Here is a 16,960-nt window from a genome sequence, read left to right as displayed (position 1 = left end):
CATCCAGGTGCATCGTGCGATGGCGCGTGCGGGGCATCAGTGGGTAAAGGACGAACGGCGCCGCAATGGCGAATATCGTGCAGTTCGAAAATGTGGGGCTGCGCTACGGCAACGGGCCGGAAACGCTGTCCGACATCAGCTTCGCGCTGGCGCCGGGATCCTTCTATTTCCTGACGGGAGCGAGCGGGGCGGGGAAAACGTCTTTGCTGCGCCTGCTGTACCTCGCGCAGCGCCCTAGCCGCGGGATCATCCGGCTGTTCGGCGAAGATGCCGTCACCATGCCGCGCGGCCGCCTGCCGGGATTTCGCCGGCGCATCGGCGTGGTCTTTCAGGACTTCCGGCTGGTCCCGCACCTGTCAGCGGCAGACAATGTCGCACTGCCGCTGCGCATTGCCGGGATGCCGGAGGCGGAGATCGCGGAGCCGGTGAGCGAAATGCTGGCATGGGTTGGGCTTGCCGACCAGGCCGATGCGCGGCCGGAGACGCTGTCGGGTGGTGAGCAGCAGCGCGTGGCAATCGCCCGCGCGGTGATTGCACGCCCGGAGATGCTGGTGGCGGACGAGCCGACCGGCAACGTCGATCCCGAAATGGCCGAGCGACTGCTGCTGCTGTTCGATTCGCTGAACCGGCTTGGGACAACGGTCGTAGTGGCGACCCACGACATCCATTTGATGCAACGCGTGTCCGGTGCGCAGATGATGCGGCTGGTGAAGGGACGCCTGCAGGATCCGACCGGTACCCTGCGGCACCCGCCGGCTCGGGAGCCGGCATGAACCGCGTCGTGATGACCCGGGCAGAGCGTACGCGCCGCGTGCTGGACGAAGCGCGCGGAGTGCGGGCGATGGTGTGGATCATCGCGATCATGCTGTTCCTGACCGTGCTGGGCGCGGCGCTGGGGCTGGGGACCCGCAATGCGGCCGATGCGCTGGAAAACCAGCTGGTTGGCCGCGCAACGGTGCAAGTGGTGGCGAGCGATCCCAAACGCCAGGAAGCGGAGGCGGCGCGAGCGCTGGCAGCGATGCGCGGGCTCCCGGAGGTTCGCAGCGCCGAGCCGGTGGATCGCGAGGAGCTGGCAGCGTTGCTGCGGCCATGGCTGGGCGACGACAGCGCCGATGCCGACCTGCCCGTGCCGGCCATGATCGATCTTGAGCTGGCGACGGAGGGACCGGCCGCATTGTCGCGGGTTCGCGCCGCGCTGAACCGGGTTGCACCCGCAGCCCGCGTTGACGCACAGGAAGCGTGGATGGCCCCTGTTGCCGACTTCCTCGATCTAGTGGTGCTGATCGCGCTGGTGCTGGTGGTCCTTCTGGCCACCGCCACGGCTGCGGTTGTCGTGCTCGCGGCGCGAGCAGGCTTGGATGCCCATCGGCACACCATCGAAGTGATGCACATGCTTGGTTCAACCGATGTGCAGGTCGCGCGCCTGTTCCAGCGGAGGATCGCCCGCGACGCCGGCGTCGGGGCCGCGATCGGCAGCCTTGCGGCTATCGCGATGCTGTTGCTGGTCAGTGCGCAGGCGACGGAGCTTGGATCGGAGTTGCTGGGGCAGGCGAGCCTTGGACCATCGGGCTGGGCGATGTTGGGGATGCTGCCGATCGCTTTCGTGCTGCTCGCGGCGCTGGCAGCACGCTTCACCATCACCCGCGCGCTGGAATCCGTGCTGTGATCGCGCGGCTGATCGGACTGGTCGCCGTTGCCTGGAGCCTGGGCTTTGCCGCTTTCATGCTGACGCTGGCCCAGCCTGCTGATCCGCAGCTGACCACCGACGCCATCGTGGTGCCCACCGGCGGGCCCGGCCGGATCCCGCGCGGGCTGGCGCTGATCGAGGGCAAGCGAGCGAAGCGGATGCTGGTTACGGGCGTCGCCACCGGATTGCGCAAGGCGGATCTGGCAGCGGCAAACGGCCATGAAGCGGCGATCGCTTGCTGCGTCGATTTGGGGCGCGAGGCGGTGGATACCCGCTCCAACGCCGAAGAGACCGCGCGCTGGATGCGCGAGCATGGGTACAAATCCGTGCGCCTGGTGACATCCGACTGGCACATGGCCCGCGCGCGCATGGAACTGGGCGCGACTCTGGACAGCGACGTCCGCATTTATCGCGACGGCGTTCCAGCGGAGCAGCGTCTAGGACGGCTGGTGAACGAGTATAACAAGCTGATCCTCCGCCGGATCGCGTTGTGGGCGGGAATTGGCTGATGTTGAACTGGCTGAGATCGATCATCTACCAGATCGTCTTCTACACCGGATCGGTGCCTATCGTATTGGGCGTTGCACCGGCCGCGCTCTTCGGTGAGCGGACGGTTATCCATCACGCGCATCGCTGGGCGCGTTTCCAGCGCTGGGCCGCGCGCCACATCCTTGGCATCACGACCCGAGTGGAAGGAACGGTGCCCGAGGGGCAGTTCCTGTTCGTGGCCAAGCACCAGGCGATGTACGAAACCACTGAGCTGCAGCTGATCCTGGGCGGGCCGGCAATGGTGCTCAAGCGTGAGCTGGCGCAGATCCCGGTGTGGGGCTGGGCGACGCGCAAGTACGGATCCATGGCGGTTGATCGCGAAGCGTCTGCCAAGGCCTTGCGCCAGTTGATGGCCGAAGGCGCCGCGCTACGTGCAAGGGGGCGTTCGGTGATCGTTTATCCCGAGGGAACTCGCGTTGCGCCCGGGGAAACGCCGCCACTGCGATCAGGCTTTGCCGGGCTGTACAAGGCGCTGAACCTGCCTGTGGTGCCAATCGCGCTGGACAGCGGGCGTTTCCTGCCCCGCAAGGGGGCGAAGCGGCCTGGCGTGGTCACGATGCGGATCGGCGAACCCATCCCGCCGGGGCTGCCGCGTCGCGAAGTCGAGCAGCGGGTTTGGGAAGCGATCAACGCGCTGGAGCTGGAACGCGCGCGCTGATCGTCCGGTATGGCGATGCGGTCGTAGAGAGAGCCGCAGACGGAAAGGCGATCAGTCGTGCTTGCGGCCGAAGTCCGCCGCCGCATCGTCCTGCCCCTGATCGACGATCGAGCGACGGATCGTGCGGGTACGGGAAAACAGATCAAACAACGTGTCGCCATCATCCCAGCGGATCGCCCGCTGAAGGTGCGAAAGGTCTTCGCTGAAGCGCTGAAGCATTTCCAGCACGGCTTCCTTGTTGGCGAGGAACACGTCGCGCCACATCGTCGGATCTGAAGCCGCAATACGCGTGAAATCGCGAAAGCCGCCGGCGGAAAACTTGATCACTTCGGACTGGGTGACCTCGGCGAGGTCGTTCGCCGTGCCGACGATGGTATAGGCAATGAGGTGCGGCAGGTGGCTGGTCACGGCCAGCACGCGATCGTGATGATCGGGCGCCATGATTTCCACCATGCTGCCCAGCCGTCGCCAGAATTCGGCAACCCGCTCCGTTGCGACGGGGTCACCGTCCGCGACGGGGGTGACGATGCACCAGCGGCGATGGAACAGGCTGGCGAACCCGGCCTCCGGCCCGCTCTGCTCAGTGCCTGCAACGGGGTGCGCCGGAACGATGGTCCTGCCCGGCAGAGCCGACGTCAGCGCCCTGACGACCTCGGCCTTGCAGCTGCCGACATCGCTGACGATCGCATCGGCGGGCAGGTCAGCGGCCATCTCGATCGCGACGGCCCCCATTGCGCCGACCGGAACGCACAGGATCACCAGTTCCGCATCGGTCACGGCGGCGCCGACCGTGTCGGTCACATCGTCGACGATCCCCAGGCCGTCCGCACGAGCGCGCACGTCGGCGTCCGCATCATGGCCCGTCAAGCGAACGGTCGGCATGTGCTGCCGCACCGCACGCGCAACGGAGGAGCCGATCAGGCCAAGGCCGACGATGGTGACGCGGGCGAAAGGAAGCATGTCGATTTGTGCCTAGTGCCTGTGTGCCGTCGCGCTTCGGGAAGCGCGACGGCCGATCACGCCGCGCCCGTCATCTGGCGAAGGGCGGCAATGACGCCCTTGGTTTCATCTTCGGTGCCGATGGTGATGCGCAGCCCGTGCGGCAGACCCTGGCCCGGCAGCCACCGGACGATATAGCCCGCATCCATCAGGCCCTTGTACGCTGCCTCTGCCGTCAGATCGCCTTCGAACACGACCAGGACGAAATTGGCCTGGCTGGGAATGGCCCGCAGGCCAGCGTTGCCCAGCTTGGCGATCTCATCCGAGAACCACGCCCGCCACTTGGCATTGTGTGCGGCCGTGTTGGCGACGAAATCGGTATCGCCCAGCGCCGCCACTGCGGCAGCGGTGCCGGCAATGGTGATCGAAAAGGGCAGGCGGATCCGGTGCATCGCCTCGATGATCGCGGGCGCCCCATAGCCCCAGCCGATCCGCTCCGCCGCAAGGCCGTACATCTTGGAAAATGTGCGGGTGACGAGCACGTTGGAAGCAGAAGCCGCCAAGGCCATTCCACCATCGTCGTCGCCGCCGTCGATATATTCGGCGTAGGCGTGATCGAGCACCAGCAGGATGTCGTCGCGAAGCCCGGCGTGCAGCCGCTCGATCTCAGCACGGGGCGCATAGGTGCCGGTGGGGTTGTTTGGATTGGCGACGAATACGACGCGCGTGCGATCTGTCACGGCGGCAAGAATGGCGTCGACATCCGTTGCATAGTCCGCGTCCGGCGCGATCACCGGGGTCGCACCGACACGGCGAATGGCGATCGGATACACTGCGAAGCCATATTTCACGTAAATCGCTTCGTCGCCCGGCCCGGCAAAGGCGCCGGCGGCGAGATGCAGCACCTCGTCCGAGCCATTGCCATAGATGATCCGGGTGGGATCGAGCCCGTGCTTGGCGGCAAGCGCGTCGCGCAGCTCATTCGCGCTGGCGTCCGGATAGCGTTCGAGGTTGTTCGCGGCAGCGGCGAATGCCGCGCGCGCCTTGGGGCTGGTGCCGAGCGGATTCTCGTTAGACGAAAGCTTGGCGACCTTTCGCCCGTCGTCAGTCGTCGACCGCCCAGGCACATAAGGGGCGATGTCCATGATCCATGGTTTGGGAACGGGTCCAGTCATGGAGCGGGCGCATAGCGGGGGGCGACAAGGGTTGGCAACGGCGCGGATTTGGCCGCGCGGGGTCAAAGCGGCGCCAAGTTGGGCGCCGCGAGCGGGCGGGAAGGCGCAGCGCGGCGCAGATGCACCGCTTCCCCCATCGGCAACACGATGCTAGCGCACACCCATGTCCGCCGACGACCAGCGTTTCGGTCTCCAGCGCCACGTTATCCTGCCAGGCCCGCTGCCGCTAGACGGCGGGGGGCGGCTTGCGCCGGTCGAGATCGCCTATGAAACCTATGGTACGCTTGCGCCCGATCGCAGCAATGCCGTTCTGATCTGCCACGCGCTGACCATGGATCAGCATGTCGCGGGCGCCAACCCGAGAACCGGAAAGCAGGGTTGGTGGACGCAGATGGTGGGACCGGGGCGACCTGTGGACACCGATCGGTTCTTCGTGGTCTGCGCCAACGTGATCGGCAGCTGCATGGGATCATCCGGCCCCGCGACCGTGAACCCCGTGACCGGCAAGCCTTTTGGCATGGGCTTTCCCGTGATCACCATTCGCGACATGGTGCGCGCGCAGGCGCTGTTACTCGATTATCTCGGCATCGAACGGCTGAAGGCGGTGATCGGCGGATCGATGGGCGGGATGCAAGCGCTGAGCTGGCCCGCGACCTTCCCGGAGCGGGTGGAGGCGGTCGTCGTCATCGCATCGGCCGCCCGCCATTCGGCCCAGAACATCGCTTTCCACGAGGTGGGGCGGCAAGCCGTCATGGCGGACCCCAACTGGCGCGGCGGGGATTATTACGGGCATGACGTGCCAGCGGCGGGCCTGGCAGTTGCGCGGATGGCGGCGCACATCACCTATCTTTCCGAAGCCGGCCTGACCGAAAAGTTCGGCCGCCGGCTGCAGGCGCGTGAGGCCAAGAGCTTCGGCTTCGACGCCGATTTCCAGGTCGAAAGCTATCTGCGATACCAAGGCATCGCCTTTGTCGATCGCTTCGACGCCAATTCCTATCTCTATATCACCCGCGCGATGGACTATTTCGATCTGGCAGAGGAGCATGGCGGCCTGCTCGCCAATGCCTTCCGCGAGACTCGCGCCCGCTTCGCGCTGATCAGCTTCGACACTGATTGGCTTTACCCCACCCGCGAGTCGCGCAGCATCGTGCAGGCGCTCAATGCTGCGGGCGCCCCGGTGAGCTTCGTGGAGCTGTCCAGCCCCTATGGCCACGACGCCTTCCTGCTCGATTCGCCGGAGATGAACCGAGTCGTCGCCGGCTTCATGGGAACCGCATCATGACCCTGCGCGCGGACCTCGCGATCATTGCCGATCATGTCGCGGCGGGCAGCCGCGTGCTTGACGTGGGCTGCGGCGACGGCGCGCTGATGGCGGCCCTGCGCGATTCCAAGCAGGCTGACGCGCGTGGACTGGAACTGGACCCCCGCAACGTTGCCGCGGCGGTCGGCCGCGGGCTCAGCGTGATCCAGGGCGATGCCGACACCGATCTCGCCGGCTATCCCGATGCCAGCTTCGATTACGCGATCCTCAGCCAGACCTTGCAGACTTGTCGCGCGCCCGACGCGGTGCTCGGCCAGTTGCTGAGGATCGGGCAGCGCGCTTTCGTCAGCTTTCCCAATTTCGCGCACTGGCGCGTGCGTTTGTCACTGTTGTGGGGTGGACGGATGCCGGTAACCCGGCTGTTGCCCGAACGCTGGTATGACACGCCCAACATTCACCACCTGACCGTGGACGATTTCCGCGCGCATCTGCGCGAGCGCGGCATTGCGGTGGAGGGGGCCTGGTTCCTTTCAGGCGACAAGCAGACCAGATCGGCCGCGGCCAATTTTCTCGCGGAACATGCAATTTTTCTGCTTCGTGGAACCGATAGGCCGCAATCAGTGTTGCACGGCAACATATCATGACCAAGACAGCCCTGATCATTGAAGACGAGATCTTCGTTGCGCTGGATCTCGAACGGATCCTTGTTGACGCCGGGTATGAAGTGGCGGGCATTGCCGCCGACAGCGACCAAGCCATCGCCGCGGCGCCAGGGTGCTCATTCGCCTTCGTGGACATCAATCTTCGTGATGGGGCGACGGGGCCCAAGATCGCGGAGCGGATCGCGCGCGATTATGGCGTGAAGGTCGTCTTTGTCACCGCCAATCCGTCGCAGATCGGCATTCCGTCCGACGCGCTGGGGTATGTTCGCAAACCGTTCAGCGATCGGGCAATCCTGGCGGCGGCTGCGCTAGCCAGTGGCGATCAGGATGTGGCCCCGGACGAAGATGTCATCAGGATCGGTGCGCACGGCTGAACGAAGCCGTTGGAACCTCCAGCAACAATTCCAGCCCTTCGACCGGCCAATTGCGGCTGATCGTGCCGCCAAGCTGCCGAACGGCGCTCAACTCGATCAGCTGACTACCAAACCCTTCCGGTTTTGCTTCAGCATCAACGCGCGGGCCGCCGCGCTCCTGCCAGCGAATATGCGATTGTGTGCCCCGCGTATCGATATCGATGATGACCTGGCCCTCGGGGGTCGACAGTGCACCATATTTGCTCGCGTTGGTGGCGAGCTCATGGAACAACAGCGCCAATGGAGTGGCGGCTCGGTCGTCGACGTGCACGTCCGCGCCGGTGATCGTCACCCGCTCCCCGGGCCGTGACTGGTAGGGCGCCAGCAGCTCGTCCAGCAGGCCACGCAGGCTATCCTGATGCACAGAGGGGCGGGATCTCGGGCTGTGCGGGCGAACGAAATCATGCGCCCTGCCAAGCGCGGCAATGCGTTGCCGAAGATCGGAGGCGAGCGGCGCAAGCGACGGGTGCGCCCGCGCCGCGACCTGGATCAAGCCCCCGATCACTGCAAAGATGTTCTTGATACGGTGTGACAGTTCCTGGCTGATGATCTCGCGCTCTTCGAGCGCCAGCTTCTGCTCGTGAATGTCTGTGCAGGTGCCGAACCAGCGCGTGATCTGCCCCGCATCATCACGGATCGGCAAGGCGCGGCCAAGCACCCAGCGGTAAGTGCCGTCGAAATGGCGAAGGCGATATTCGATCTGGTATGGCTCGCCAGTCGACAGGCTCTGCCGCCAGACCTGCCAGGCCCGTTCCTGATCCTCCGGATGGAACATGTTGTTCCAGCCAGCGCCGTCGGTGGTGCCGGAGGGAACGCCAGTGAACTCATACCAGCGTGCATTGTAATAATCGTGAAAACCGTCAGGCAGCGTCGACCAGACCATCTGAGGCATGGTGTCTGCCAAGGTGCGAAAGCGCATTTCGCTATCCGCCAGCGCCGCCCGTGCCCGCGCCGCCGACTTGCGTTGCTCTCGCTGCTCACGCGCAGCGCGGCGCGTCTCAAGACGTGCCATTGCCGTTGTCGCGAGGATTTCGAGGCCACGCGTCTGAAAGGGCGTCAGGCCGTCGCGAGGCGCCGCATCCAGAACGCAGATCGCCCCCAGCGGGATGCCCTCGCGCGTGGTGAGGGGCGCGCCGGCGTAGAAGCGAATGTGCGGCGTGCCGGTGACAAGCGGGTTATCCGCGAAGCGCGCGTCTTGGGTCGCGTCCGGCACCTCCATTGTGCGCGCGCCCTGCATTGCATGCGCGCAGAAGGACTGGGAACGCGGTGTTCCTTCCAGATCGGTGCCAGTGCGCGACAGGAAGACCTGCGCCTCGGTCTCCACCACGCTGACCACCGCCGTTGGCGTGGCGCAAAGTTCCGCGGCGAATGTGACGAGATCGTCGAGCAGCCCCTCGTCTCTAGCGCCGGCGAGATCGTACAGCGCCATCACTCGTTCACGAGCGCCCTCGTTGAAGAGGGAGTGGTTGGAGAGGGGCGCGGAAGAAGGAGTCACGTTTCCCGTCGGGTTGATCCATCACCGGCCGGACGACCGGTGAGGGTAAATTGAGTCGCGTCCGGGGGCGCGGGGCGATGGACGGGCGCCCCCTTCGTCAAGGAAGGTGCGGCGTCCTCGTCCAGCAGTCCGGCCCTTGCCCTATCGTGCGGCGCGATTGTTCCCCAAGAGGAACCCGGCATCAACCGCCGACCCGGTGATTTCGATCCTAGAACGGGACGTCGTCGTCAAGATCGTCCGCGAAGCCACCGCGCGACTGGCCAAAGCCGCCGCCCTTGTTGCCGCCGCCGCGGCTGCCGCCACCACCGCCGCCAAAGCCGCCACCGAAATCATCACCGCCGCCGAAATCGTCGCGCCCACCGAAGTCGCGACCACCGCCGCCACCACCACCAGCAGCACCGCCGCCGGGCCCATCAAGCATGGTCAGGACGCTGTTGAAGCCTTGCAGGACGACCTCGGTCGAATACCGGTCCTGGCCGTTCTGATCCTGCCATTTGCGGGTCTGCAGCTGCCCTTCGATGTAGACCTTGGAGCCCTTGCGCAGGAAGCGCTCAGCGACGTTTGCCAGGCCTTCGTTGAAGATGGCGACCGAATGCCATTCGGTCTTTTCCTTGCGCTCGCCGGAGTTGCGATCCTTCCACGTTTCGCTGGTCGCGATGCGCAGGTTCACGACCTTGCCGCCGTTCTGGAACGAGCGCGATTCGGGATCGCGCCCGAGATTGCCGACGAGAATAACCTTGTTAACGCTGCCTGCCATTGGGGCCCCTCAGAGGCCCGCGGCAACCGCGAGCCAGTATGTGATTCCGGCCATGATGTAAGCGGCGCCGAACAGATAGCCAACCATGAAGAGCGGCCACTTCCACCCGTTGGTCTCGCGTCTGGCGACGGCGATCGTGGAAATGCATTGCGGCGCGAAAACGAACCACATCAGGAAGGCGAGCGCCGTGGGCAGTGACCAGCGGTGCTGCAGGTTTTCGATAATCGTCCGCTCGCCCGCGGCATCCTCCGCATCGTCCACCGCATAGACCGTACCGATCGCCGAAACCGCCACTTCGCGCGCGGCCATCGCGGGGAGCAGTGCAAGCGCGATGTCGTGGTTGAAGCCGATCGGCCGAACGACAACCTCGATCCCGCTGGCGATGCGACCGGCGATGGAATGATCGACCTGGCTTTGTCCCTCCGGGGCGCGCGGGAAGCTGAGCAACGCCCAAAGCACGATGGTGGTGAGCGCGATAATGGTGCCTGCCCGCTTCACGAACAGCCAGGCACGGCTCCACAGGCCGATCGCGATGTCGCTGAGGCGCGGCATCTGGTAGCGCGGCATTTCCATCATGAAGCCCGATGAATCGCCCTTCGTGACCGTGCGACGCAGCACCAGCGCGGCGATGAAGGCGCCGGCGATCCCCGCCAGATAAAGGCCGAGCAGCACCAGCCCCTGCAAGCCGACGCCGGGAAGCACGTTGCGGTCCGGGATGAACGCGCCGATGATGATGGTGTATACCGGCAGGCGCGCCGAGCATGTCATCAGTGGCGCGATCAGGATCGTGGTCAGCCGGTCCTTTTCATCGCTGATCGTGCGGGTCGCCATGATCCCGGGGACCGCGCAGGCAAAGCTGGACAATAGCGGGATGAAGGCTCGGCCAGACAGGCCCACGCCCGCCATCATGCGATCCATCAGAAAGGCCGCGCGCACCATATATCCCGATGCCTCGAGCACCAGGATAAAGGTGAACAGGATGAGGATCTGAGGCAGGAAGACCAGCACGGCGCCAACGCCGGCGATCAATCCGTCCGTTATCATGGAGCGCAGCAGGCCGTCCGGCATGATGCCGCGGATGGCTTCGTCCAGCGCCACAAAGCCGCCCTCGATCCAGCCGATCGGCGCTTCGGACCAGCTGAACACGGCCTGGAACATGACGAACATAAGCGCCACCAGCACGATCGGCCCGACCACAGGGTGCAAGGCGATCGTGTCGAGCGCGTTGTTCCAGCGCCGGGTTGGCGTTTCGGAAACAATCGCTGCACGGGCGATTTCCCGCGCCCGGCGCTGAAGCTGACTCATCGGCTCCGCGTCGCCCGCAGCAGGAATCTCCGCCTGTTGCCCGCTTCCCTCAACCGCGGTGGTAAGGGCAGCGCGCAGCACGTCGAGCCCGCGCTTGCGCACCGCGACGGTTGGCACCACCGGCACGCCGAGCTTTTGAGAAAGGGCCTCCGCAGACAGGGTTAGGCCGTCCCGCTCGGCTAGGTCGACCATGTTGAGCGCGACCACCACCGGCAGGCCAAGCGCGATCAATTGGAGAGCGAAACGAAGGTGAAGATCGAGATTGGCGGCATCCACGACGACCACCAGCGCGTCTGGCCGGCGCTCGCCCACCTGACGGCCGAACAGAACGTCGCGCGTGACTTGCTCGTCAGGAGAAGAGGGATCCAGGCTGTAGGTGCCGGGGAGGTCGACGAGTTCAACCGGGCGACCATCGTCTAGCGCCAAGCGGCCCGAATGGCGTTCCACCGTGACGCCGGGGTAGTTGCCCACTTTCTGGCGGGCGCCGGTCAAGGCGTTGAACAAAGCGGATTTGCCGGCATTCGGATTGCCGACGAGCGCGACCAGCGGGAGGATGCTCATGTCAGTCGGTCGTCACCGTGATCGCCGCCGCAACATTGCGGCGCAGCGCCACCGTCATGCGCCCGATCCGGCAGGCGACCGGCCCGCGGAACAGAGTGGCGCGGTGCAGAAGCTCCACCGACACCCCTTCCTCAAAGCCGAACTCGCGCAGGCGGCGAGCCTCTGGCGTGGCGAGCCGATCCCACGCGATGGCGGAAACCGTCGCCCGGCGACGCAGCGGGAGCGATTCGAGCGGGAGGGGAGCAGGAGCAAGCACGCAAGCACCTTAACGGCATTGCGAATGGTTATCAATTCACACGCGCTCAAATGCGTGAGCGCGAGCAGCGCGATCAAACCACCGGATAGCGCAGGCGGCCCACGAAGCGGGTAAGGCTTGGCCGGTGCTGGGCGCGCCGCGTGATCCCCGCCTTTGCCTTTTCGAACCGCATGATCCCGTCGATGCGCCGTGCCAGGAAGGCCCGGGTATCGGCGTGGCCCTCGCTCTCGTCATCAAGGAAGACGGTGACCGTGGCACCGTAGACGGCGAACAGCATCGCCCGTTTCGTATAATGATTATAGTCGGTCGCCGTGTCCCCGGCGGCGCGCCACATGGCATCGACGCTGCGCCAGCCGAGCCGCGCGGCCGTGCCGACGTTCTGAGGCATGGCAAGGATCGCGAGCGCCCGACGGAGTGCCTCACGGTGCGGGGCCGTGGCCATCAGCCGTGCCTCAACAAGTGCGGTGATCCGCTGCCGGATCTTCATTGTCGCGAGTTGCTGTGGCGGGAGCAACTCCGTCATGGCCGCATCGATGCTGGCGAACCAGGCATCGATCATATCAACCGGCCCACCCTGAAAAGCGAGGGCTGCCACATCACGATCAACGCCGTTCATGTCCGCCGCCATGTCTCGCGCAGCCGATGCCCAGCCGTCAAACGCAGCATTTTCCGCGATGGAAGGCGCAAGGAGGACGCGAATCTCGTCGAGCGTGAGGTCTGCGGTATCGGTCATGAACAGCATATAGGCGCGTCGGTGGCGCAATTGCCACCTTGTGCCTTCTTCCCTGTTGCTGAAACCCGGGCGGAGAGCCGCGAGTGCCGCTTCAGTCCGAGATAGCCGCGCGACGTTCGGGCGCGATGCGCACCAGCACCAGCGCGATGGCGACGAGCAGGGCTCCGACGAAATCGGCTGTGCCGAGCGCTTCGCCATAAGCAAGCCAGCCAACCGTTGCCGCCACCACCGGCTGCGTCAGCAGCGCGAGGCCGATCACAAGAGGGCTGAACCGGCCCAGGGCATAGATCATCAAGCCTTGGCCGATCACCTGGCTGCACACGGCGAGGCCGATCAGCGGCCCCCAATGCTGCGGCCAGATGCGCTCTCCAAGCAGCACCGCGGCGAAGAGGAGTGGCAGGACCGTTGCCGCTGACGACAGGCCAAGGGCGGGCAGGGGCGCCATGCTGGCCCGTGCCCGCGCCATCAGGATGAAATATCCAGCGTAGAGGATCCCCGCGACCAGGCAGAGCAGGTCGCCGACGAAGTTCTGCGGATCAAGCTGATAGGAGCGCCCCATCAGCAATGCCGCACCAACCGCAGCCAGCCCAAGCGCCAGCCCCTGCATCCGTGTCGGCCAGGCGCGCGCCACGAGAAAGCCGTAGAGCGGAAACACGAAGGTGGCAGCATTGCCAAACAAAGTGGCGTTGGCGAGCTTCGTCTGATGAATCCCGACGTGCCAGCTGGCGAGATCGCCAGCGAACAGGAGCCCGGAGCCGGCAAGCACCCAGCCAAGCCCGCGGGCGCTTGCGATCGGACGACCGCCGGTAAGAGAGGCGAGTCCCAGCAGGAGTGGAGTCGCAAGGCCGATCCGCCAGAACCCCGCCGCTACTGGGCCCACATCCGTCAGGCGGACAAACCAGGGCCCGAAGGCAAGCGCGACGTTGCCGCCGATCAAAGCGGCAAAGGCCAGCGCTCCGCCGCTTGGGCGTGATGTAGCTTTTCTTGGGGCGGGTCCCTCGTGCATGCTGCCCCGTAACCACCTAAGTCGGGCAAGTCCCGTAGCAAAGTGAAACGGAAGGGGAGTTTGAAATGCCAAGCCTATTCGATCCCATCGAACTGGGCGCCATTCGGGCCGCAAACCGCGTGCTGATGGCGCCGCTGACCCGTACCCGGGCCGACGACAATCACGTGCCGACCGAAATGATGGTCGAATATTACCGCCAGCGCGCCGGCGCCGGCCTGATCATCTCCGAGGCGACCGGCATCAGCCGCCAGGGGTTGGGCTGGCCCAACGCGCCGGGCATCTGGAACGAAGCGCAGACGGAAGCCTGGAAGCCAGTCACCGAGGCGGTACACCAAGCCGGTGGCAAGATCATTGCGCAGTTGTGGCACCAGGGCCGGCTGGCGCGGCCGGATGTGAACAAGCTGCAGCCGCTGTCGGCTTCCGCCACCCGCGCGCCCTATCCGAACCCGGCCAAGAATCCCTATGGTGAGGCGCGCGCCGCGACGTTGGATGAGATCAAGGAAGCTATCGAACAATATGCCCAGGCTGCTCGCAACGCACTGGCCGCCGGTTTCGATGGGGTGCAACTGCATGGCGCCAATGGGTATCTGATCGACCAGTTCCTGCGCGACAACACGAACCTTCGCGACGATGATTACGGCGGCTCGCCGGACAATCGCATCCGCTTCATGAAGGAAGCGGTGGAAGCGGTGATTGCGGTAGCCGGCGCCGAGCGTACCTCCATCCGCCTGTCGCCCAATGGCGAGACCCAGGGCGCCGACGACAGCAATCCCGAAGCCGTGTTCATTCCGGCCGCCAAGGTGCTGGACGAGCTTGGCATTTCCTTCCTTGAGCTGCGTGAGCAGGCGCCCGACGGCACGTTCGGGGCGACCACGGTGCCCAAGCTGAGTCCGCAGATCCGCAAGGTGTTCACGCGCCCGCTGGTGCTGAACCAGGATTACACGCTGGAGAAGGCCCAGGCCGATCTGGACTCCGGGCTCGCCGACGCCATCGCCTTCGGTCGCCCGTTCATCGGCAATCCGGACCTGGTCGAACGCCTGCGTGCCGGCGCCCCGCTGGCGCAGGACAATCCCAAGACCTGGTATTCCAAGGGACCGGAAGGCTACATCGACTATCCGTCCTACGAGGAGCAGGCCGCGGCCTGAGCCTAGTGGGTGGCTGCCCCGTCATAGCGGCGGGGCAGCATTTGGTGCCCGCTATCTCGCTGTGCGAACGGCGATGAATGGCGTCCCGCACGGCCTCAGGCCTGCGCAGTTTCCTTTCCGCTGACGCCGAGCACCTCCATCAGCCGCTCCAGCGAATACGGCTTTCGCAGCAGCGGGAAACCATGGTTTCCTTCCTCCGCCAGCACATGGCTATAGCCACTGGTCAGCACGACGCGGCAATTCGGCCAGCGACGTTCCACTTCCTTGGCGAGCTCGACCCCGCTCATCCCGGGCATCACCACGTCGGTGAACACCAAGTCGAAGGCGCCGTTCTGCGACTCCATCGTCCTCAGCGCGGATTCGGCGTTGGTGGCCCAAACCGTCGACTGGCCGAGTTCCTCCAGCAGCGCGAGGGCGAAGCGGCCGACCACCTCATTGTCCTCCACCATCAACACCCGCTGCGTTGGCAGCTCGTCGCGTAGTTGCGCCGGCGTTGACCCGGCCCGATCAGGCGCAGCGCGCGCGGTGGCACGAGGGAGATAGATGGTGAACGTGCTACCCTCGCCAAAACGGCTTTGTACGCTGATTTCACCGCCTGACTGTTTGGCGAAGCCATAAGCCTGGCTAAGGCCAAGCCCGGTGCCCTTGCCCACTTCCTTTGTGGTGAAGAAGGGTTCGAAGATGCGCCCCTGGGTTTCAGCATCCATCCCGGTGCCGTTGTCGGTGATGTCCACCGCGACGAACTCGCCCTCGATCGCCGCGTGCCGGCGAACGGACGGAACATGGCGCACGTTGCGTGCCGATATCCGCAACTCCCCACCTTGCGGCATGGCGTCCCTTGCGTTGATGGCCATGTTGAGGATCGCGGATTCGAACTGGTTCGGATCGGCGGTGACGGAACCTACAGCCTCCTCGATCTCGATCTTCACGGAGACCGGCGAACCAACGGTGGTGATGATCAGCCGTTCAAGACCGCGAACGCGCTCACCGACGCAGAAAGTCTCCGGCTCCAGTGGCTGACGGCGCGCGAAGGCCAGCAACTGGCCGGTAAGCTGCGCCGCGCGATCGGCCGTTTCAGCAATCGCCGAGATGTATCGCTGTCGCTTCTCTTCGGTCTGGTTCGGCAACTGCAGAAGGTCTGCCGATGAGCGAATAACCGTCAGGAGGTTGTTGAAATCATGGGCCACGCCACCCGTCAGGCGGCCGATGGCTTCCATCTTCTGACTGTGCGCCAATGCCTCGCGTGCGGTTTCCAGCTCCTCCTGGGCACGACGCCGCTCGGTGACGTCACGGGTGATCTTCGTAAAGCCAGTCAGCACGCCCGCGTCGTCGTGGATTGGATCAATCACCACGTGCGCCCAGAAGGTTGTCCCGTCCTTGCGAACGCGCAGTGCCTCCTTTTCGAACGTGCCCTGGAGAAGGGCGGTGCGAAGCGCCTTGGCAGGTTCGCCGGTTTCCCTGTCTCCCTCGGTATAGAAGCGGGAGAAGTGGTGCCCGACGATCTCCTCGGCGCGATATCCCTTGATTGCTTCCGCCCCTGCGTTCCAGCTGGACACGTTTCCATCGGGATCGAGCATGTAGATGGCGTAGTCACGCACGCCTTGGACGAGCAGGCGGAACTGCTGCTCGCTGCGGAACAGTGCGCGTTCCGCTTCCTTCTTTTGGCTGATGTCACGAGTGACTTTGGCGTAGCCGATCAAAGCGCCGGTTTCGTCCTTGACGGGATCAATGACGACATTGGCCCAGAAGCGTTGTCCGTCCTTGCGAACTCGCCAACCCTCAGCTTCGAACTTGCCCTCCAAAGCCGCAGTTTGCAGCGCGCGGAGGGGAAGACCGATCGCGCGGTCCTCCGGCGTGTAGAAACGGGAAAAATGCTCGCCAATGATCTCGGAGGCGGAATAGCCCTTGAAGCGTTGCGCCCCCGCATTCCAGCTGACGACGAAACCATCCGCGTCTAGCAAGTAGATTGCGTAATCCTTCACCGCATCCAGCAGGAGCTGAAAACGACGCTCGTTTTCCATCGCGAGCAGGTGCTGGTTGCGGGTCGCACTCATTGGAACCCGGCCTATGGGTGTGGCAACAATTCCGCAATAAAAATGGCGGGTTACTGATTAATAAACCGCGCTTTTCCGCGGAACCGTTCAACCGCGGACCAAGCAGCTGCCGCAGCTGCAAGATCCCGGATTTGCGAACCCAAAACCGCTATTCGTTCTTCGTCAGCGACGTTTTGCGCTCCACGGTCTGTTCGTTCTTCCGCCCTTTGTCGAGCGTTTCGGACGGCCGCATCGCATCGCCATCCTTCTGGTGCTCGGTCGACAGGTTCGGGCGCTTCGTTTCGGTGGTGCCGTGCTTGTCCAT

General features: G+C 64.9%; 18 protein-coding genes. 8 read left to right on the top strand and 10 right to left on the bottom strand.

Annotated elements, in window-relative coordinates; genetic code table 11:
• Positions 1-65: 65 nt before the first annotated feature.
• Genes ftsE through LK535_RS09420 form a run of 4 tightly spaced genes read left to right on the top strand, consistent with a single transcriptional unit; the run spans position 66 to position 2,894 of the window.
• Positions 66-773 carry a cell division ATP-binding protein FtsE gene (ftsE, locus tag LK535_RS09435; RefSeq protein WP_227771657.1) on the top strand — a complete coding sequence of 236 codons (708 nt, stop codon included), beginning with the start codon at positions 66-68 and terminating at the stop codon, positions 771-773.
• The gene (locus LK535_RS09430; protein WP_227771656.1) at positions 770-1,666 is read left to right on the top strand and encodes a cell division protein FtsX; all 897 of its coding nucleotides are present in this window, start codon (positions 770-772) and stop codon (positions 1,664-1,666) included. The genes ftsE and LK535_RS09430 overlap by 4 nt, the downstream gene beginning before the upstream one ends.
• Positions 1,663-2,196 carry a YdcF family protein gene (locus LK535_RS09425; RefSeq protein WP_227771655.1) on the top strand — a complete coding sequence of 178 codons (534 nt, stop codon included), beginning with the start codon at positions 1,663-1,665 and terminating at the stop codon, positions 2,194-2,196. The genes LK535_RS09430 and LK535_RS09425 overlap by 4 nt, the downstream gene beginning before the upstream one ends.
• Positions 2,196-2,894 (top strand): lysophospholipid acyltransferase family protein, encoded by a 699-nt coding sequence (locus LK535_RS09420; RefSeq protein ID WP_321576553.1) that lies wholly within the window; start codon positions 2,196-2,198, stop codon positions 2,892-2,894. The genes LK535_RS09425 and LK535_RS09420 overlap by 1 nt, the downstream gene beginning before the upstream one ends.
• Before the next feature lie 51 nt (positions 2,895-2,945).
• Here the strand turns inward: LK535_RS09420 and LK535_RS09415 are convergent, their stop codons facing one another.
• Both LK535_RS09415 and hisC read right to left on the bottom strand, forming a co-directional pair.
• Positions 2,946-3,854 (bottom strand): prephenate/arogenate dehydrogenase family protein, encoded by a 909-nt coding sequence (locus tag LK535_RS09415; RefSeq protein WP_227771654.1) that lies wholly within the window; start codon positions 3,852-3,854, stop codon positions 2,946-2,948.
• 56 nt (positions 3,855-3,910) lie between these two features.
• Positions 3,911-5,008 (bottom strand): histidinol-phosphate transaminase, encoded by a 1,098-nt coding sequence (hisC, locus tag LK535_RS09410; RefSeq protein WP_227771653.1) that lies wholly within the window; start codon positions 5,006-5,008, stop codon positions 3,911-3,913.
• 163 nt (positions 5,009-5,171) lie between these two features.
• Between hisC and metX the strand changes: the two genes are divergently transcribed.
• Genes metX through LK535_RS09395 form a run of 3 tightly spaced genes read left to right on the top strand, consistent with a single transcriptional unit; the run spans position 5,172 to position 7,305 of the window.
• Positions 5,172-6,290, top strand: a complete 1,119-nt coding sequence (metX, locus tag LK535_RS09405; RefSeq protein WP_227771652.1) for a homoserine O-acetyltransferase MetX — start codon at positions 5,172-5,174, stop codon at positions 6,288-6,290.
• Positions 6,287-6,913, top strand: coding sequence for a methionine biosynthesis protein MetW (metW, locus tag LK535_RS09400; RefSeq protein ID WP_227771651.1), 627 nt, complete (start codon positions 6,287-6,289; stop codon positions 6,911-6,913). Before metX ends, metW begins: the two co-directional genes overlap by 4 nt.
• Positions 6,910-7,305 carry a response regulator gene (locus tag LK535_RS09395; protein WP_227771650.1) on the top strand — a complete coding sequence of 132 codons (396 nt, stop codon included), beginning with the start codon at positions 6,910-6,912 and terminating at the stop codon, positions 7,303-7,305. Before metW ends, LK535_RS09395 begins: the two co-directional genes overlap by 4 nt.
• On the opposite strand, the gene LK535_RS09390 is transcribed toward LK535_RS09395, so the two are convergent.
• The 6 genes from LK535_RS09390 to LK535_RS09365 form a co-directional block, all read right to left on the bottom strand.
• A complete protein-coding gene (locus LK535_RS09390) occupies positions 7,283-8,773 on the bottom strand; it encodes a sensor histidine kinase (RefSeq protein WP_227771915.1) in 1,491 nt (496 codons plus the stop codon). The genes LK535_RS09395 and LK535_RS09390 overlap by 23 nt on opposite strands.
• Before the next feature lie 274 nt (positions 8,774-9,047).
• The gene (gene ssb, locus LK535_RS09385; protein ID WP_227771649.1) at positions 9,048-9,596 is read right to left on the bottom strand and encodes a single-stranded DNA-binding protein; all 549 of its coding nucleotides are present in this window, start codon (positions 9,594-9,596) and stop codon (positions 9,048-9,050) included.
• 9 nt (positions 9,597-9,605) lie between these two features.
• Entirely contained in the window at positions 9,606-11,462 is a 1,857-nt protein-coding gene (gene feoB, locus LK535_RS09380) for a ferrous iron transporter B (RefSeq protein WP_227771648.1), read from the bottom strand.
• Position 11,463: 1 nt separating this feature from the next.
• The gene (locus LK535_RS09375) at positions 11,464-11,718 is read right to left on the bottom strand and encodes a FeoA family protein (protein WP_227771647.1); all 255 of its coding nucleotides are present in this window, start codon (positions 11,716-11,718) and stop codon (positions 11,464-11,466) included.
• Between the two features lie 73 nt (positions 11,719-11,791).
• Positions 11,792-12,451, bottom strand: coding sequence for a COQ9 family protein (locus tag LK535_RS09370; protein WP_227771646.1), 660 nt, complete (start codon positions 12,449-12,451; stop codon positions 11,792-11,794).
• A 91-nt stretch (positions 12,452-12,542) separates the two neighbouring features.
• Positions 12,543-13,457, bottom strand: a complete 915-nt coding sequence (locus LK535_RS09365) for a DMT family transporter (protein WP_227771645.1) — start codon at positions 13,455-13,457, stop codon at positions 12,543-12,545.
• Positions 13,458-13,522: 65 nt separating this feature from the next.
• Here LK535_RS09365 and LK535_RS09360 point away from each other — a divergent pair, with 65 nt between their 5' ends.
• Positions 13,523-14,602, top strand: coding sequence for an alkene reductase (locus LK535_RS09360; RefSeq protein WP_227771644.1), 1,080 nt, complete (start codon positions 13,523-13,525; stop codon positions 14,600-14,602).
• A gap of 95 nt (positions 14,603-14,697) precedes the next feature.
• Here LK535_RS09360 and LK535_RS09355 read toward each other — a convergent pair whose 3' ends face one another.
• A complete protein-coding gene (locus LK535_RS09355) occupies positions 14,698-16,656 on the bottom strand; it encodes a PAS domain-containing sensor histidine kinase (protein ID WP_227771643.1) in 1,959 nt (652 codons plus the stop codon).
• A gap of 148 nt (positions 16,657-16,804) precedes the next feature.
• Positions 16,805-16,960 (bottom strand): hypothetical protein, encoded by a 156-nt coding sequence (locus LK535_RS09350; RefSeq protein WP_227771642.1) that lies wholly within the window; start codon positions 16,958-16,960, stop codon positions 16,805-16,807.

The sequence above is a fragment of the Sphingomonas sp. IC4-52 genome (assembly GCF_020707225.1).
GTDB lineage: Bacteria > Pseudomonadota > Alphaproteobacteria > Sphingomonadales > Sphingomonadaceae > Sphingomonas.
This window is presented reverse-complemented; position numbering and strand designations above follow the sequence as displayed.

Excerpts from the sequence above, each read along its gene's own strand:
- LK535_RS09395 (WP_227771650.1), top strand. The coding sequence starts at position 6,910 with ATGACCAAGACAGCCCTGATCATTGAAGACGAGATCTTCGTTGCGCTG.
- LK535_RS09350 (WP_227771642.1), bottom strand. The coding sequence starts at position 16,960 with ATGGACAAGCACGGCACCACCGAAACGAAGCGCCCGAACCTGTCGACC.
- LK535_RS09365 (WP_227771645.1), bottom strand. The coding sequence starts at position 13,457 with ATGCACGAGGGACCCGCCCCAAGAAAAGCTACATCACGCCCAAGCGGC.
- LK535_RS09415 (WP_227771654.1), bottom strand. The coding sequence starts at position 3,854 with ATGCTTCCTTTCGCCCGCGTCACCATCGTCGGCCTTGGCCTGATCGGC.
- LK535_RS09390 (WP_227771915.1), bottom strand. The coding sequence starts at position 8,773 with ATGGCGCTGTACGATCTCGCCGGCGCTAGAGACGAGGGGCTGCTCGAC.
- ftsE (WP_227771657.1), top strand. The coding sequence starts at position 66 with ATGGCGAATATCGTGCAGTTCGAAAATGTGGGGCTGCGCTACGGCAAC.
- LK535_RS09420 (WP_321576553.1), top strand. The coding sequence starts at position 2,196 with ATGTTGAACTGGCTGAGATCGATCATCTACCAGATCGTCTTCTACACC.
- feoB (WP_227771648.1), bottom strand. The coding sequence starts at position 11,462 with ATGAGCATCCTCCCGCTGGTCGCGCTCGTCGGCAATCCGAATGCCGGC.
- LK535_RS09370 (WP_227771646.1), bottom strand. The coding sequence starts at position 12,451 with ATGACCGATACCGCAGACCTCACGCTCGACGAGATTCGCGTCCTCCTT.
- LK535_RS09430 (WP_227771656.1), top strand. The coding sequence starts at position 770 with ATGAACCGCGTCGTGATGACCCGGGCAGAGCGTACGCGCCGCGTGCTG.
- metW (WP_227771651.1), top strand. The coding sequence starts at position 6,287 with ATGACCCTGCGCGCGGACCTCGCGATCATTGCCGATCATGTCGCGGCG.
- LK535_RS09360 (WP_227771644.1), top strand. The coding sequence starts at position 13,523 with ATGCCAAGCCTATTCGATCCCATCGAACTGGGCGCCATTCGGGCCGCA.
- LK535_RS09355 (WP_227771643.1), bottom strand. The coding sequence starts at position 16,656 with ATGAGTGCGACCCGCAACCAGCACCTGCTCGCGATGGAAAACGAGCGT.
- hisC (WP_227771653.1), bottom strand. The coding sequence starts at position 5,008 with ATGACTGGACCCGTTCCCAAACCATGGATCATGGACATCGCCCCTTAT.
- metX (WP_227771652.1), top strand. The coding sequence starts at position 5,172 with ATGTCCGCCGACGACCAGCGTTTCGGTCTCCAGCGCCACGTTATCCTG.
- ssb (WP_227771649.1), bottom strand. The coding sequence starts at position 9,596 with ATGGCAGGCAGCGTTAACAAGGTTATTCTCGTCGGCAATCTCGGGCGC.